Consider the following 16,014-nt stretch of genomic DNA (forward strand, 5'->3'; position numbering starts at 1 on the left):
GTACCTCGGTAAGATGAGGTACCTTAATTATTTGAAATGTGGAAGCGGCTCGCCCAGAAATGAGAAATCTGGAAACTCCGACAAAGAAGCGCACTTTGCTTCTGCCGGAGGAGTTGAAGATTCTCGAGTTTCTAGCCGCTGAAACTAGACATTCTGTCTGAAGAGGGGGAACGAGGATGGAATTATCGCCACAGCAAAAAGAACGTTTTATGGTACTGCTGCAGCAGCTGGAATTAACTGATGATGCGTTGGTTACACACTTTGCAAATGCAGGAATCGAAAAGCTCATGATTGACAAAGAAAAGAAAGCATGGCATTTCTTTTTTTCCTTTGAAAAAATAATTCCTGCTGATGTAATGAGGATTTTTTCTACACAATTACGAACAAAATTTACCCATATTGCATCGGTAACGTTCTCTTTACGTGTCGGGTCTCAGAATGTGACCGAAGAAATGGTACAAGCCTATTGGCCACTGTGCATACAAGAATTAGATGGAATCGCACCACCGATTCTATCATTATTGCATAATCAGATTCCGACACAACAAGGTCTTAAACTTCATATCAAAACAAGAAATGATACGGAATCAATCGCGATTAAGAAAAAATATGCCCAAGTAATCGGAAATGTATATCAATCTTATGGTTTTCCAATGTTCACGCTTGAAACTGAAGTAGAGGTTTCTAATAAAGAGTACGAACAGTTTTTACAGAAAAAACAACAGGAAGACCAGGAAAAAGCATTATTAGCTGTTGCTGACATGCAAAAGAAAGAGAAAGAAAAAGACCAAGCGAACTCCGTTTCGGGGCCGATTACAATTGGTTACACAATTAAGAATGATGAAGAAGTTAAAGAAATTAGTTCAATCCTTGACGAAGAGCGAAGAATTGCCGTTCAAGGGTATATTTTCTTTGCTGAGACAAGGGAATTGCGCAGTGGAAGAACACTATTAACATTCAAAATTACCGACTATACGGATTCGATATTAGTCAAAGTATTCTCACGCGATAAAGAGGATGTTCACCTATTACAAGCCATTAAAAAAGGCATGTGGGTCCGTTGTCGAGGAAGTATTCAAAATGATACATTTGTTAGAGACTTAGTTATGCTTGCAAATGATATTAATGAAATACAGCCTATGAATGAAAGAAAAGACACTGCTCCCGAAGGAGAAAAACGTGTCGAGCTTCATTTGCATTCACCAATGAGTCAGATGGATGCTGTAACGTCTGTTAGTCAATTGATAGGACAAGCTAAAAAATGGGGCCACACTGCCATTGCTTTAACAGACCATGCGGTTGGTCAATCATTCCCAGAAGCTTATTCTGCTGCTAAGAAAAATGGGATCAAGATGATCTATGGTGTTGAAGCCAATTTAGTCGATGATGGTGTCCCAATTGCTTATAATTCACAGCATCGTCATTTAGAAGACGATACTTATGTCGTTTTTGACGTAGAAACTACAGGATTATCAGCAGTCTATAATACAATTATCGAGTTGGCTGCCGTTAAAGTAAGAAATGGTGAAATCATTGATCGATTTGAATCATTTGCTAACCCGCACCACCGCTTAAGTGCGACAACAATCGATCTTACGGGAATCACAGATGATATGGTAAGTTCAGCACCTGAGGTTAGTGAAGTCCTAGTGAAGTTCCATGATTGGGCAGAGGATGCAATATTAGTTGCTCATAATGCGAGTTTTGATATGGGCTTTTTAAATGTTGGCTATAAAAAGGCGGGGCTTGAGAAAGCAACAAACCCTGTCATAGATACACTTGAACTCGCTAGATTATTATATCCAGATTTAAAAAACCATCGCTTAAATACATTATGTAAAAAGTTTGATATTGAATTAACTCAGCATCACCGTGCAATTTATGATGCGGAAGCAACAGGGTACTTAGCCGTTAAACTTTTAAAAGATGCAGCTGAAAAAGAGATTGAGTACCATGATCAATTAAATGATTATATGGGAAAAGGGAAAGCATACCAACGGTCAAGACCTTTTCATGCAACATTACTTGCCCAAACCGATGTAGGACTTAAAAATTTATTTAAATTAATATCGATTTCACATATGAATTATTTTTACCGTGTACCACGTATCCCACGATCACAGCTACAAAAATATCGTGAAGGTATTTTAGTTGGTTCTGCTTGTGACAAAGGGGAAGTATTTGAAGGAATGATGCAGAAGTCACCTGAGGAAGTTGAGTCTATTGCTCAATTTTATGACTATCTAGAAGTTCAGCCACCTTCTAACTATAAGCATTTATTAGAATTAGATTTGATTCAAAATGAGCGTGAACTCAAGGATATCTTAAAGAATATTGTCAGCCTTGGAGAGAAGCTGAATCTTCCGGTTGTTGCTACAGGGAATGTGCATTATCTAAACCCAGATGATCATATTTATCGAAAGATTTTAATAAGGTCTCAAGGTGGGGCCAATCCATTGAATCGACACTCGCTTCCAGAGGTTCATTTCCGAACAACGAATGAAATGTTGGACTGTTTCTCGTTTCTTGATAAAGAGAAAGCAAAGGAAATTGTCGTTACAAACACGCAAAAAATTGCAGATATGATTGGCGAAGTGAAACCGATAAAAGATGACCTATATACACCTAAAATCGAAGGTGCTGAAGATGAAATCAGGAATATGAGCTATAGCATGGCGAGAAGCATCTATGGCGAGGAATTACCTGAAATCGTAGAAAAGCGTTTAGAAAAAGAACTAAAAAGTATTATAGGGCATGGATTCGCAGTTATTTACTTGATTTCACATAAACTGGTTAAAAAATCACTTGATGATGGATATCTAGTTGGTTCACGTGGGTCAGTTGGTTCTTCGTTAGTTGCGACAATGACGGAAATAACAGAAGTAAATCCATTACCGCCACACTATGTATGTCCAGACTGTAAGCATTCTGAGTTCTTTAATGATGGTTCAGTCGGTTCGGGGTTTGACTTACCAGATAAGGAATGCCCAAATTGCGGGGCAAATTACAAGAAAGATGGCCATGATATTCCGTTCGAAACATTCCTAGGATTTAAGGGTGACAAGGTACCGGATATCGACTTAAACTTCTCTGGTGAGTATCAGCCACGTGCTCATAACTATACAAAGGTATTGTTTGGTGAGGATTATGTTTTTCGTGCTGGAACAATCGGTACTGTAGCTGAAAAAACAGCTTATGGTTATGTAAAGGGATACGCCAATGATCGTAACTTAACAATGCGTGGTGCCGAAACAGACCGTTTAGTTGCAGGTTGTACAGGCGTAAAACGAACAACAGGACAGCACCCTGGTGGTATTATCGTTGTCCCAGACTATATGGATATATTTGATTTTTCACCAATCCAATTTCCTGCAGATGATGTAAACTCTGAATGGAAAACAACCCATTTTGATTTCCACTCTATCCATGACAATGTGTTGAAGCTAGATATACTTGGACACGATGATCCGACCGTAATCCGGATGCTTCAAGATTTAAGTGGAATTGATCCAAAAACCATCCCAACGGATGACCCTGAGGTAATGAAGATTTTCAGTGGTACTGAATCACTCGGTGTAACTGAAGAGCAAATTATGTGTAAAACCGGTACTCTTGGTATCCCAGAATTCGGTACACGATTTGTTCGTCAAATGCTTGAGGATACAAAGCCAACTACTTTCTCTGAACTAGTTCAGATTTCAGGCCTGTCACATGGTACAGATGTTTGGTTAGGGAATGCACAGGAGCTTATCCATAACAATATATGTACGCTAAGTGAAGTTATAGGGTGTCGTGACGATATCATGGTTTATCTTATCTATAAAGGGTTAGATCCTTCATTGGCTTTTAAAATTATGGAATCGGTCCGTAAAGGTAAAGGACTGACAGATGAATTTATGGAAGAAATGAAGAAAAATGATGTCCCAGATTGGTATATAGACTCATGTTTGAAAATTAAATACATGTTCCCGAAAGCCCATGCTGCCGCTTATGTTTTAATGGCTGTTCGGATTGCTTACTTTAAAGTCCATTTGCCATTACTCTATTATGCAGCGTACTTCACAGTTCGTGCAGATGATTTTGATGTTGAAGCAATGGTTCGAGGCTCCAGCACTATTCGAGCTAGGATTGAAGAAATCAATGCAAAAGGGCTTGATGCAGCACCTAAAGAAAAGACCCTTTTAACAGTACTCGAGCTCGCGCTTGAAATGTGTGAACGTGGATTTGCTTTTAACAAAATTGATTTATATCGATCAAGTGCAACAGAATTTATCATTGACGGAGATGCGCTTATACCTCCGTTCAATTCAATTCCTGGACTAGGTACAAACGCTGCTATTAATATTGTGAAAGCAAGAGAACAAGGTGAATTTTTATCTAAAGAAGATTTACAGAAGCGTGGTAAGGTATCGAAAACAATCATGGAATATCTCGAAAACCTTGGTTGCTTAGAAGGCATGCCAGAACAAAATCAGTTATCCCTGTTCTAAGTTTTTGGTGTCTAGCTCCGGACGCCTAGCCCCTCTCTGGTCTAGCCAATCCGTTATGAAGGATAAAAGACATCCTTCTTGCCGGCTTGGCTAATGCTTGTCGGACTTGCACAGGACGTGCTGACATCGACGTTTGCCACAGGACGTGGCGGTAGTTAGTCGATGATCCCCTTTGAAAGGCGCCTGCGCTTTTAAATTTATTTGCATATAAATAGCGATTATGTTATAGTTTTTATGGAAATGCTATGTATAATTGACTTGTAAAAGAGTGGGGCTTCCCACTCTTTATTCTTTGACTGAGGCTAAAATGTGTAACAACTTTCTTTTAGATGGGACTTCTCTATATTTTCCAACTGCCTCCCTGCTATTATAGCAGGGTGTTTTTACACTACTTAGGAAATACTAACGTATAAAAAAGAAATTCCTTTTCAGCTTAGGAGGAAAAACATGAGTAAAAAGGTAACACAAATAGTGGAAGAATTAGTGATACCTATTGTAACTGAATTACAAATGGAACTTGTCGACGTGGAGTATGTAAAGGAAGGAAAAGACTGGTTTTTACGTGTCTACATTGACTCTGATAAAGGGGTTGATATAGAAGATTGTGGAACCGTAAGTGAAAAATTAAGCGAAAAGCTTGATGAAGTAGATCCTATTCCTTATAACTATTTTCTCGAAGTATCAAGTCCTGGTGCTGAACGCCCGTTAAAAAAGATGAGTGACTTCGAAAAGGCAATTGGAAAACAGGTATATGTGAAAACATACGAACCAATCGATGGTGAAAAGATTTTTGAAGGGGAGCTTACATCATTTGATGGAAGCACAATTACGATTAATATCATGGTCAAAACACGCAAAAAATCTGTAGAAATTCCGTATGAAAAGGTTGCAAACGCAAGACTTGCTGTTACTTTTCATTAATAGTTAGAATTCATAAGGGGGATTAGAAAAGAAATGAGTAGTGAATTATTAGATGCCTTAACATTGCTCGAGAAAGAAAAAGGCATTAGCAAAGATGTAATTATTGAAGCAATTGAGGCAGCACTTATTTCTGCTTATAAGCGGAATTTTAATCAGGCTCAAAATGTAAGAGTCGATTTAAACTTAGCAAATGGTTCGATGCGTGTGTTTGCTAGAAAAGATGTAGTAGATGAAGTGTTTGACCCACGATTAGAAATCTCCTTGGATGAAGCTAGAACCATTAATCCTAATTACCAAGTCGAAGACGTTGTAGAAATTGAAGTAACACCAAAAGACTTTGGTAGAATTGCCGCTCAAACTGCAAAACAGGTTGTAACTCAACGTGTACGTGAAGCAGAAAGAGGAGTTATTTATTCAGAGTTTATTGATCGCGAAGAAGATATAATGACGGGAATCGTTCAGCGTCTAGATTCTAAGTTTATCTATGTAGGTTTAGGGAAAATTGAAGCATTGCTTCCAGTAAACGAACAAATGCCAAATGAACAATATAAGCCGCACGACAGAATCAAAGTCTACATAACAAAGGTTGAACGAACAACAAAAGGACCACAAATCTTTGTTTCTAGAACACATCCAGGATTATTAAAGCGTCTGTTTGAAATTGAAGTTCCAGAAATCTATGATGGAACAGTTGAAATTAAATCAGTTGCGAGAGAAGCAGGAGATCGTTCAAAGATTTCTGTTCACTCTGATAATCCTGAAGTAGACCCAGTTGGCTCTTGTGTTGGTCCTAAAGGACAGCGAGTTCAAGCAATCGTGAATGAACTGAAAGGTGAAAAAATCGATATTGTCAAATGGTCTGATGATCCAGTTGTATTCGTAGCAAACGCCTTAAGTCCATCTAAAGTACTTGATGTCATTGTTCACGAAGAAGAAAAAGCAACAACTGTTGTCGTTCCTGACTATCAATTATCTTTAGCAATTGGAAAACGCGGACAAAACGCACGTTTAGCTGCAAAACTAACTGGCTGGAAAATTGATATCAAAAGTCAAACAGAAGCTGAGCAAGCGGGGATTTTCCCAAGAGAGGCTTTTGGTTTATTTGATGACAATGAAGAAGAAGCCGAGGATGAAGCATTCGATTTGCAATCTGAAGAAATCGAGTGAGGTGAAGGAAATTGGTAAGTAATAAAAAAATACCATTGCGGAAATGCATTGTTAGTAGTGAAATGAAGCCAAAAAAGGAACTTGTCAGAATTGTACGTTCCAAAGAAGGTGAAGTTTCAATCGACCTCACAGGAAAAAAGTCTGGTCGTGGTGCATACCTCAGTAAAGACAAAGAGTGTATTTTAATGGCAAAGAAAAAGAACATTCTTGCTAGTCAACTGAAAGCAACCATTGATGATTCAATCTATGAAGAATTACTTCAATTGGTAGATAAGGAGTAGCTTTATAGATGGAAAACAAGGAATGGTTGTCGTTATTGGGTCTTGCCAATCGAGCGAGAAAAGTTATTTCAGGAGAAGAACTTGTTGTGAAGGAAATTCGCAATGGAAACGCAAAGCTAGTTCTCTTATCTGAAGATGCGTCAGCAAACACTACAAAGAAAATTACGGATAAAAGCACGTATTATCAAGTTCAACTTCGTACTGTAAGCGATAGGTATACATTGGGGCATTCAATTGGAAAGGATGCTAGAGTGGTTGTCGCAATAACAGAAAGTGGGTTTGCAAAAAAAATTAGTCACTTGCTCGATTAACATATTTGGGGGTGAACATATGAGTAAAATGCGTGTATACGAATATGCAAAAAAACAAAATATCTCAAGTAAAGAAGTAATTAATAAACTTAAAGAGATGGACATTGAGGTTAAAAATCATATGGCAACGATAGAGGGAGATATTTTGAATAAATTAGATCAATCATTTGGAAAGAAGTCAGAACAGGTTCAGCCTGCGAAGGAACAAACCAATAATAGTACAGCAAAACAACCTGTTAATGATAAAGAAGTGGTTGACAATAAAGAAACAAAGAAAAAGCCTGTACCTCCTAAAAATCGTGACGGTAAAAAAACCGAAACTGTAGGACAAAAAAAGGGATTCCAGTCTAATAACAATAATAGAAATAATAAGAATAATAAAAACAAACAAAGAGGTAATAATCGTCAGCATCAAAATCAACATCAACCTGTTCAACCAAAGCCTGAAAAGAAATTGCCTGAAAAGATTACGTTTATCGGCTCATTAACGGTTGGGGAGTTAGCTAAAAAACTTGGCAAAGAACCTTCAGAAATTATTAAAAAGCTTTTCATGCTAGGTGTTATGGCGACAATTAACCAAGAACTTGATAAGGATTCAATTGAATTAATTGCATCTGATTATGGAGTAGCGGTTGAAGAAGAAATTGTCTTTGACGTTACCGAATTTGAACAGTATGTTGAAGAAGATAACGATGCAGATTTAATTGAAAGACCTGCTATCGTAACAATCATGGGACATGTTGACCATGGTAAAACAACCACCCTTGATTCAATTAGAAATACAAAGGTCACAGCTGGCGAAGCCGGTGGTATCACTCAGCATATTGGTGCATATCAAGTAGTTGTAAATGGTAAGAAAATTACGTTCTTGGACACTCCAGGGCATGCTGCGTTTACAACTATGCGTGCAAGAGGTGCTCAAGTTACAGATATTACTATCTTAGTTGTTGCAGCAGATGATGGTGTAATGCCACAAACAGTAGAAGCGATTAACCATGCGAAGGCTGCTGAGGTTCCAATCATCGTAGCTGTTAATAAAATGGATAAACCAACTGCAAATCCTGATCGTGTTATGCAGGAATTAACCGAACATGGGCTCATTCCAGAGGCTTGGGGTGGAGATACCATTTTCGTTCCAATCTCGGCATTAACAGGCGAAGGTATCGACAACTTACTTGAAATGATTCTTCTTGTAAGTGAAGTTGAAGAATACAAAGCAAATCCGAAACGAAGAGCAACAGGAACTGTGATTGAAGCCCAACTTGATAAAGGTAGAGGTTCTGTTGCAACATTATTAGTTCAAAATGGAACTCTTCGTGTAGGTGACCCAATTGTAGTTGGAAACACATTTGGTCGTGTCCGTGCAATGGTTAATGATATAGGCCGTCGTGTCAAGGATGCTGGTCCATCCACACCTGTAGAAGTTACAGGGTTAAATGATGTACCACAAGCTGGCGACCAGTTTGTTGTATTTGAAGATGAGAAAAAAGCACGTCAAGTTGGCGAAGCGAGAGCGCAAAAGCAATTGGTAGAGCAACGTGGCGATAAAGTAAAAGTTAGTCTTGAGGATTTATTTGAGCATATTAAACAAGGTGAAATGAAGGAAATTAATCTTATTGTTAAAGCCGATGTTCAAGGATCTGTAGAGGCTTTAGCTGCATCTCTTCAAAAAATAGATGTAGAAGGCGTTAAGGTTAAGATTATTCACACTGGTGTCGGTGCGATTAATGAATCAGATATTACTCTTGCATCAGCATCAAATGCGATTGTAATTGGCTTTAATGTTCGACCGGATGTGAATGCAAAACGTACTGCTGAAGCAGAGGAAGTAGATATCCGACTTCACCGTATTATCTATAAAGCAATCGAAGAAATCGAAGCTGCTATGAAGGGTATGCTTGACCCAGAATTTGAAGAAAAGGTAATTGGGCAAGCGGAAGTACGTACAACCTTTAAAGTATCAAAGATTGGTACAATTGCTGGTTCTTATGTAACAGATGGTAAAATCACACGTGATAGCGGAGTGCGCCTTATCCGTAATGGTGTTGTAATCTTTGAAGGTGAAATTGATACATTGAAACGCTTCAAGGATGATGTTAAGGAAGTAGCACAAAATTATGAGTGTGGAATAACAATTACGAAATATAACGATATTAAAGAAGGAGACATCATTGAAGCATTCGTGATGGAGGAAGTTGATCGTCATTGATCGGCTATGTGGAGTGCGAATGTGTCATTTATGATGCAAATTCTTTAAAAGCAAAACGTGCTGTATTGCAAAGTGTCATGACTCGACTCAAACAAAAGTTTAATGTTTCAGTTGCAGAGGTAGACTATCAAGATACATGGCAACGCACCAAGCTTGCAATCGTTACTGTATCATCAAGTCGAAAGCATTCTGAACTCGAATTAAACAATGCCCTAAAGTTTATTGATTCGTTCCCAGAATTAGATCGAACAATAACCGAATTTGAGTGGTTATAAGAGGTGATATCTAGATGAGTTTACGACCTAATCGTGTTGGAGAACAAATGAAAAAGGAATTAAGTGACATAATTGGACGGAAGATCAAGGATCCTCGGATTGGATTTGTTACTGTAACCGACGTCCAGGTTACTGGAGACCTTCAGCAAGCTAAAGTTTTTATTTCAGTTTTAGGTGATGAAGAACAAAGACAGAATACGTTAAAAGGTCTTGCGAAAGCGAAAGGCTTTATCCGCTCAGAAATCGGTCAGCGTATTCGTTTACGCAAAACACCAGAAATTCTATTTGAATTCGATGAATCAATTGATTATGGAAATCGAATTGAATCGATTCTTCATGAAATAAATAAGCAATCAAATCAAGAATCAAACCGTGAATAAGTGAGAGGATAGACTTTTTTATAAAGTCTATCCCTTTTTTTCAGTTGTTTTATAAAATTAATGAACGAAAGCAATTTCGAAAAAAGTTTAGGGGAGTGGCTCTTAGTGGATGGAATTTTACTGCTTAATAAACCAAAAGGGATGACTTCCCATGATTGTGTTTTTAAAGTACGAAAGTTAGTAAAGATGAAAAAAGTCGGCCATACTGGAACTTTAGACCCGGATGTTTCAGGAGTCTTGCCCATTTGTCTAGGACGAGCAACAAAAATCGCTGAATATGTAACGGCGGCAAATAAAACCTATGAAGGGGAAGCGACAATCGGTTTTTCAACGACTACAGAAGATGCATCAGGTGAAAGAGTGGAAGAAAAAAGAGTAGACCGACAAATTAAGACAGCGGAAGTTTTAGATGTTTTTCATTCATTAACGGGTGAAATAATTCAAACACCTCCTATGTATTCTGCGGTTAAGGTAAATGGAAAGCGCCTTTATGAGTACGCTAGACAAGGGGTGGTAATCGAAAGACCAGCCCGTAAAGTAACCATTCATAAACTAGAGCTACTCAGTGATATCATTCAAAAGGATGGAACTGTATCGTTTCGTTTTCGTGTAACTTGCAGTAAGGGCACCTATGTGCGAACTTTAGCTGTTCAGATTGGTGAAAAACTTGGTTATCCGTCCCATATGTCTGATTTAAAGAGGACCACTTCGGGTGACTTTACCCTCGATCAATGCATGACACTTGAAGAATTAGAAAACCATATCCAAACGGGAACTGTTCAGCAACATCTTCTAACAGTTGAAGATGCTCTTTCCCATTTGCGCAAAATTTTAATTAATGATAAAGTAGCAGAGAAAGTAAAAAATGGGTCTGTTTTTCCGGTTCCACAAGAGTTGAATGAAGTTCCAGACGGGGAGCCTATTGCTGTTCTTCATAATGGAGAAATCCTAGCAATTTATCAACGACATCCAGAAAAACCACAGTTGATAAAACCAATTAAAGTATTAGTTAATAACCAAGAATTAAAATAGGTCCAAATAGGTTATACGAAAGTAGAAAAGGTGAAATAGAAGTGAAAACGATTCATATCACACACCCACATTCATTTAATCATACAGATTTACCACCAACTGTTTTAGCTTTGGGATATTTTGATGGTGTTCATTTAGGTCATCAAAAGGTTGTTGAAACTGCCAAAAAGGAAGCAAAGACACAAGGAATTGCTTGCGCTGTCATGACCTTTGATCCCCATCCATCAGTTGTCCTTAAAAAAGATGTTACACATGTGGAATATATTACGCCATTACATCATAAAGAAGAGTTATTTGAAGAAATGGATATTGATTTTTTATACATTGTGAATTTCTCATCAGAGTTTGCAAGTTTATCCCCACAACAATTTGTGGATCAATACATTTTTGGCCTGAATGTGAAGCATGTTGTCGCAGGATTTGATTTTACATTTGGACGATATGGAAAAGGAAAGATGGAAGCTCTTCCCGAACTTGCAAATGGACGATTCACTCAGACAACTGTCGAAAAATTAACCTTTAAGAATGAGAAGGTGAGCTCGACGGTTATTCGGGACTTGATTCAAAAAGGAGATGTGGATCAGCTTCCAAACGTTTTGGGCAGATTCTATACAGTTAAAGGAACCGTAGTTGATGGAGAAAAACGTGGAAGAACCATCGGCTTTCCGACAGCCAATGTAAAAGCGAGCGAGGATTATATAATTCCTAAAATGGGAGTCTATGCAGTTCGTTTAAAAGTAGGTTCAATATGGCATAATGGTGTTTGTAACCTTGGTGTTAAACCTACTTTCCATGAAAATGAGACAGTACCATCGATAGAAGTTCATTTGTTTGATTTTAATGAAGACATCTATAATAAAGAAGTTATTGTTGAATGGCATACAAGAATTCGTTCCGAAAGAAAGTTTCCTTCCATTGATGAATTAATCAAACAAATTGGACAAGATAAGGAACAAGCAAAGCAATACTTTGAGAAAATAGACGAACATACTTGCTTTTTATCATAAAAAGTTGTATTCTAGTTAAGTATGAAAAAGAACCATTGCGTGGCAGTTCGAATCACCAACGACTGCTAGGTAATTGGGGATACTATTTTAGGAGGTGAATAGGATGGCTATCACACAAGAGCGTAAGAACGAAATTATCAGCGAGTACAAAACTCACGAGAATGACACTGGTTCACCAGAGGTTCAAATCGCTGTCCTAACTGAGCAAATCAATAAGTTAAATGATCATTTACGTACACACAAGAAAGATCATCATTCACGTCGTGGTCTATTAAAGATGGTTGGTAAACGTCGTAATTTATTAACATATCTTCGTAATAAAGACGTAACTCGTTACCGTGAATTAATCAACAAGCTTGGACTACGTCGATAATCTACGAAAAAGCGGGAGCATTCCCGCTTTTTTATTAGGTTAAAAATGGAGGGATTTTTTTCCTTTCGATTCTACCAAATTTGTACAAAATTCACTTTACATATTGAACGAGTATTGATATGTTCGAATAAATTAGTTCATACTATCAATACATAATATACATTTGAATGTGATATAGAGAGGGGTACTATTATATGGAACAAGAAAAGCAAGTTTATTCCATGGACTGGGCCGGCAGACAACTGACCGTAGAAATTGGTCAATTAGCGAAACAAGCTAACGGAGCTGTATTAGTTCGCTACGGAGAAACGGCTGTCTTAAGTACAGCAACCGCATCAAAAGAGCCAAAACCATTAGATTTCTTTCCGCTTACTGTAAACTATGAAGAGCGATTATATGCAGTTGGAAAAATCCCTGGAGGATTTATTAAACGTGAAGGTAGACCAAGTGAAAAAGCAATTCTAGCAAGTCGATTAATAGACCGACCAATACGACCTTTATTTGCTGATGGGTTCAGAAACGAAGTTCAAGTTATCAGTATTGTAATGAGTGTAGACCAAGATTGTTCATCGGAAATGGCAGCAATGTTTGGTTCATCACTGGCGTTATCTGTTTCAGATATCCCGTTTGAAGGTCCAATTGCTGGAGTTACTGTTGGAAGAGTTGACAATCAATTTATCATTAACCCTTCAGTAAAAGAACAGGAAAAAAGTGATATCCATTTAGTTGTTGCTGGAACAAAAGATGCAATCAACATGGTAGAAGCAGGTGCTGATGAGGTCCCTGAAGAAGTGATGCTTGAAGCGATTATGTTTGGTCATGAGGAAATTAAACGTTTAATTGCATTCCAAGAAAAAATCGTTGCAGAAGTCGGTAAAGAAAAAATAGAGATTGTCCTTTTTGAGCTTGATTCAGAATTAGAAGCAGAAATTCGTGCAAAAGCTGAAGAGAACATTAACAAAGCTGTTCAAGTTGCTGAAAAACATGCAAGAGAAGAAGCGATTAATGAAGTGAAGGCAGCAATTGTTACCGAATACGAAGAAAAAGAAGCTGAAGAAGCGACTATTAAGCAAGTTAAGCAAATTTTAAATAAACTAGTGAAAGAAGAAGTTCGACGATTAATTACAGTTGAAAAAGTTCGTCCAGACGGAAGAAAGATTGATGAAATTCGTCCTCTTTCTTCAGAAGTAGGTTTACTGTCTCGTACCCATGGTTCAGGATTATTTACACGTGGACAAACCCAGGCATTAAGTATTTGTACCCTCGGTGCATTAGGAGACGTGCAAATTCTAGATGGATTGGGGATTGAAGAGACAAAACGCTTTATGCACCACTATAATTTCCCTCAGTTCAGTGTCGGTGAAACAGGACCAATGAGAGGTCCAGGACGCCGTGAGATTGGACATGGTGCATTAGGTGAACGCGCATTAGAACCTGTGATTCCATCCGAGAAGGATTTCCCATATACAATCCGTCTTGTTTCTGAAGTATTAGAATCAAACGGTTCTACTTCACAAGCAAGTATTTGTGCAAGTACATTAGCAATGATGGATGCGGGTGTACCAATTAAAGCTCCTGTAGCTGGAATCGCAATGGGACTTGTTCAATCAGGTGAACATTATACTGTGTTAACTGATATTCAAGGGATGGAAGATCATCTAGGTGACATGGACTTTAAGGTTGCGGGGACATCAAAAGGTGTTACAGCCCTCCAAATGGATATTAAAATTGAAGGTCTTTCTCGTGCAATTCTTGAAGAAGCATTACAACAAGCGAAAAAAGGTCGTATGCAGATTCTAGATTCCATGTTAGCAACATTAACAACACCAAGATCTGAGCTTTCTAAATATGCTCCAAAGATTTTAATTATGTCGATTAATCCAGATAAGATTCGTGATGTTATTGGACCAAGTGGTAAACAAATCAATAAGATCATTGATGAAACTGGCGTGAAAATTGATATTGAACAAGATGGTACAATCTTTATCTCTTCAGTTGATGAAGCAATGAATCAAAAAGCCAAGAAAATCATTGAAGATATTGTTCGTGAAGTAGAAGTTGGTCAAATGTACCTTGGTAAAGTAAAACGCATTGAAAAATTCGGTGCTTTTGTTGAAATTTTCAGTGGTAAAGACGGACTTGTTCATATTTCTGAGCTTGCTGAAGAGCGAGTTGGAAAAGTTGAGGATGTAGTCTCCATCGGCGATGAAATCCTTGTAAAAGTAACAGAAATTGATAAGCAAGGTCGTGTGAACCTTTCTAGAAAAGCCGTTTTACGTGAACAAAAGGAAAAAGAAAAACAACAACAATAATAAACTAATCTAAAGCCTGGTAAACCGGGCTTTTTAGGTTTTTAACGCAATGTTTCTACATAGTTTTTGGTGTCTAGTTCCAGGCGCCATCGGCTCTCTGGTCTAGCCAATCCCTTCTGAAGGTAAAGGGCACCTTCTGCCAGCGCTCGTCTTATGCTTGTCGCAGATGAACGGGCGCCTTACACTTTTCTTATTTTAAGTTCTACCTTGTCCCTCTTTTACATATTTTCTAGTAAAGAGGGGGATAGCTATGAAAAAACAATACATACAATTTTTTGTTTTTATATGCATTTTATTGATTTCCTTTGGTTCCTTACATAATCCGTTTACAAATGATTACGTCAAGGGATTAAAAGAGAGTGCTGATGCAATTCCGGTTAGTAGTAAAGGTGATCAGTTAATAAATGAAATTGAAAAAAAGGCGATCGAGTATAGCATTCCTGCAGAAGATGCTAAGATAGACCGTGTTTGGAAAGCAACACCAGGCTTGAATGGGCTTGAGGTGGATATCCAAGCTTCTTATGAAAAAATGAAAAAAGACGGTACCTTTAATGAAAACAAGCTCGTGTTTAAGCAGCTTTCACCAAAGGTTCATTTAGAGGATTTACCTTCCTCCGCAATTTATCGTGGTAATCCGAACAAACCGATTGTTTCATTTTTAATAAATGTCGCATGGGGAAATGAATATATTCCAGATATGCTTGAAACCCTAAAGAAACATAATGTAAAAGCAACTTTTTTCTTAGAAGGTAGATGGGTTAAAGAAAATCCGGATTTAGCAAAAATGATTGTAGATGCTGGGCATGAAGTAGGCAATCATTCTTATACTCATCCAGATATGAAAACATTATCATCTGAGCTTGTTAGAGAGCAATTAATTAAGACGAATCAGGTAATTGAGGCAGCAACAGGTAAAAAGCCGACCCTTTTTGCTCCTCCAAGCGGAAGCTACCGTGATGAAGTAGTTAAAATAGCAGATGAGCTAGGAATGAAAACCATCATGTGGAGTGTTGATACGATCGATTGGCAGCGTCCACAGCCACATGTATTAGTTCAAAGAGTAATGGGTAAAGTTCATCCCGGGGCTCTTGTTTTAATGCATCCGACATCACCAACGGCTCAAAGTCTTGAAAGATTAATTCTATCAATAAAACAAAAAGATCTTGTAATTGATAATGTTTCTACATTATTAAGTGAAGAACGTATTATACTAAAGAAAAAGTAACGTGTTGTTTTTAGAACAGGAGGATACAGCC

Annotated in this window: 13 protein-coding genes; all 13 read left to right on the plus strand. The window is 37.9% G+C overall.

What is annotated here, in order from left to right; genetic code table 11:
• Positions 1–176 precede the first annotated feature (176 nt).
• The 13 genes from V7112_RS02185 (at position 177) to V7112_RS02245 (ending at position 15,983) form a co-directional block, all read left to right on the plus strand.
• Positions 177–4,490 carry a PolC-type DNA polymerase III gene (locus V7112_RS02185; protein WP_335414724.1) on the plus strand — a complete coding sequence of 1,438 codons (4,314 nt, stop codon included), beginning with the start codon at positions 177–179 and terminating at the stop codon, positions 4,488–4,490.
• Positions 4,491–4,937: 447 nt separating this feature from the next.
• Entirely contained in the window at positions 4,938–5,411 is a 474-nt protein-coding gene (rimP, locus tag V7112_RS02190) for a ribosome maturation factor RimP (RefSeq protein ID WP_335414726.1), read from the plus strand.
• Positions 5,412–5,444: 33 nt separating this feature from the next.
• A complete protein-coding gene (gene nusA / locus V7112_RS02195; RefSeq protein WP_335414728.1) occupies positions 5,445–6,578 on the plus strand; it encodes a transcription termination factor NusA in 1,134 nt (377 codons plus the stop codon).
• A gap of 11 nt (positions 6,579–6,589) precedes the next feature.
• Positions 6,590–6,859: an RNase P modulator RnpM gene (rnpM, locus tag V7112_RS02200; protein ID WP_335414731.1), complete on the plus strand. Its 270-nt coding sequence runs from the start codon at positions 6,590–6,592 to the stop codon at positions 6,857–6,859.
• Positions 6,860–6,867: 8 nt separating this feature from the next.
• Positions 6,868–7,170: a YlxQ family RNA-binding protein gene (locus V7112_RS02205; protein ID WP_335414733.1), complete on the plus strand. Its 303-nt coding sequence runs from the start codon at positions 6,868–6,870 to the stop codon at positions 7,168–7,170.
• Between the two features lie 19 nt (positions 7,171–7,189).
• A complete protein-coding gene (gene infB, locus V7112_RS02210) occupies positions 7,190–9,379 on the plus strand; it encodes a translation initiation factor IF-2 (protein WP_335414735.1) in 2,190 nt (729 codons plus the stop codon).
• Entirely contained in the window at positions 9,376–9,654 is a 279-nt protein-coding gene (locus tag V7112_RS02215; RefSeq protein ID WP_335414737.1) for a DUF503 domain-containing protein, read from the plus strand. Before infB ends, V7112_RS02215 begins: the two co-directional genes overlap by 4 nt.
• A 14-nt stretch (positions 9,655–9,668) precedes the next feature.
• Positions 9,669–10,034, plus strand: coding sequence for a 30S ribosome-binding factor RbfA (gene rbfA / locus V7112_RS02220; RefSeq protein ID WP_116350542.1), 366 nt, complete (start codon positions 9,669–9,671; stop codon positions 10,032–10,034).
• A gap of 105 nt (positions 10,035–10,139) precedes the next feature.
• A complete protein-coding gene (truB, locus tag V7112_RS02225) occupies positions 10,140–11,066 on the plus strand; it encodes a tRNA pseudouridine(55) synthase TruB (protein WP_335414741.1) in 927 nt (308 codons plus the stop codon).
• A gap of 41 nt (positions 11,067–11,107) precedes the next feature.
• Complete coding sequence (gene ribF, locus V7112_RS02230; RefSeq protein WP_335414745.1) at positions 11,108–12,073, plus strand: bifunctional riboflavin kinase/FAD synthetase; 966 nt, start codon at positions 11,108–11,110, stop codon at positions 12,071–12,073.
• Between the two features lie 103 nt (positions 12,074–12,176).
• Complete coding sequence (rpsO, locus tag V7112_RS02235; RefSeq protein ID WP_010282323.1) at positions 12,177–12,446, plus strand: 30S ribosomal protein S15; 270 nt, start codon at positions 12,177–12,179, stop codon at positions 12,444–12,446.
• Positions 12,447–12,640: 194 nt separating this feature from the next.
• Positions 12,641–14,758, plus strand: coding sequence for a polyribonucleotide nucleotidyltransferase (pnp, locus tag V7112_RS02240; RefSeq protein ID WP_335414748.1), 2,118 nt, complete (start codon positions 12,641–12,643; stop codon positions 14,756–14,758).
• A 250-nt stretch (positions 14,759–15,008) separates the two neighbouring features.
• Positions 15,009–15,983, plus strand: a complete 975-nt coding sequence (locus tag V7112_RS02245) for a polysaccharide deacetylase family protein (protein ID WP_335414752.1) — start codon at positions 15,009–15,011, stop codon at positions 15,981–15,983.
• Positions 15,984–16,014: the final 31 nt, after the last annotated feature.

This window comes from Bacillus sp. JJ1566 (genome assembly GCF_036962685.1).
Classification (GTDB): domain Bacteria; phylum Bacillota; class Bacilli; order Bacillales; family Bacillaceae_L; genus Ferdinandcohnia.

Coding starts and splice junctions, on each gene's coding strand:
- V7112_RS02185 (WP_335414724.1), top strand. CDS start 177: ATGGAATTATCGCCACAGCAAAAAGAACGTTTTATGGTACTGCTGCAG.
- rimP (WP_335414726.1), top strand. CDS start 4,938: ATGAGTAAAAAGGTAACACAAATAGTGGAAGAATTAGTGATACCTATT.
- nusA (WP_335414728.1), top strand. CDS start 5,445: ATGAGTAGTGAATTATTAGATGCCTTAACATTGCTCGAGAAAGAAAAA.
- V7112_RS02205 (WP_335414733.1), top strand. CDS start 6,868: ATGGAAAACAAGGAATGGTTGTCGTTATTGGGTCTTGCCAATCGAGCG.
- infB (WP_335414735.1), top strand. CDS start 7,190: ATGAGTAAAATGCGTGTATACGAATATGCAAAAAAACAAAATATCTCA.
- rbfA (WP_116350542.1), top strand. CDS start 9,669: ATGAGTTTACGACCTAATCGTGTTGGAGAACAAATGAAAAAGGAATTA.
- rpsO (WP_010282323.1), top strand. CDS start 12,177: ATGGCTATCACACAAGAGCGTAAGAACGAAATTATCAGCGAGTACAAA.
- pnp (WP_335414748.1), top strand. CDS start 12,641: ATGGAACAAGAAAAGCAAGTTTATTCCATGGACTGGGCCGGCAGACAA.
- V7112_RS02245 (WP_335414752.1), top strand. CDS start 15,009: ATGAAAAAACAATACATACAATTTTTTGTTTTTATATGCATTTTATTG.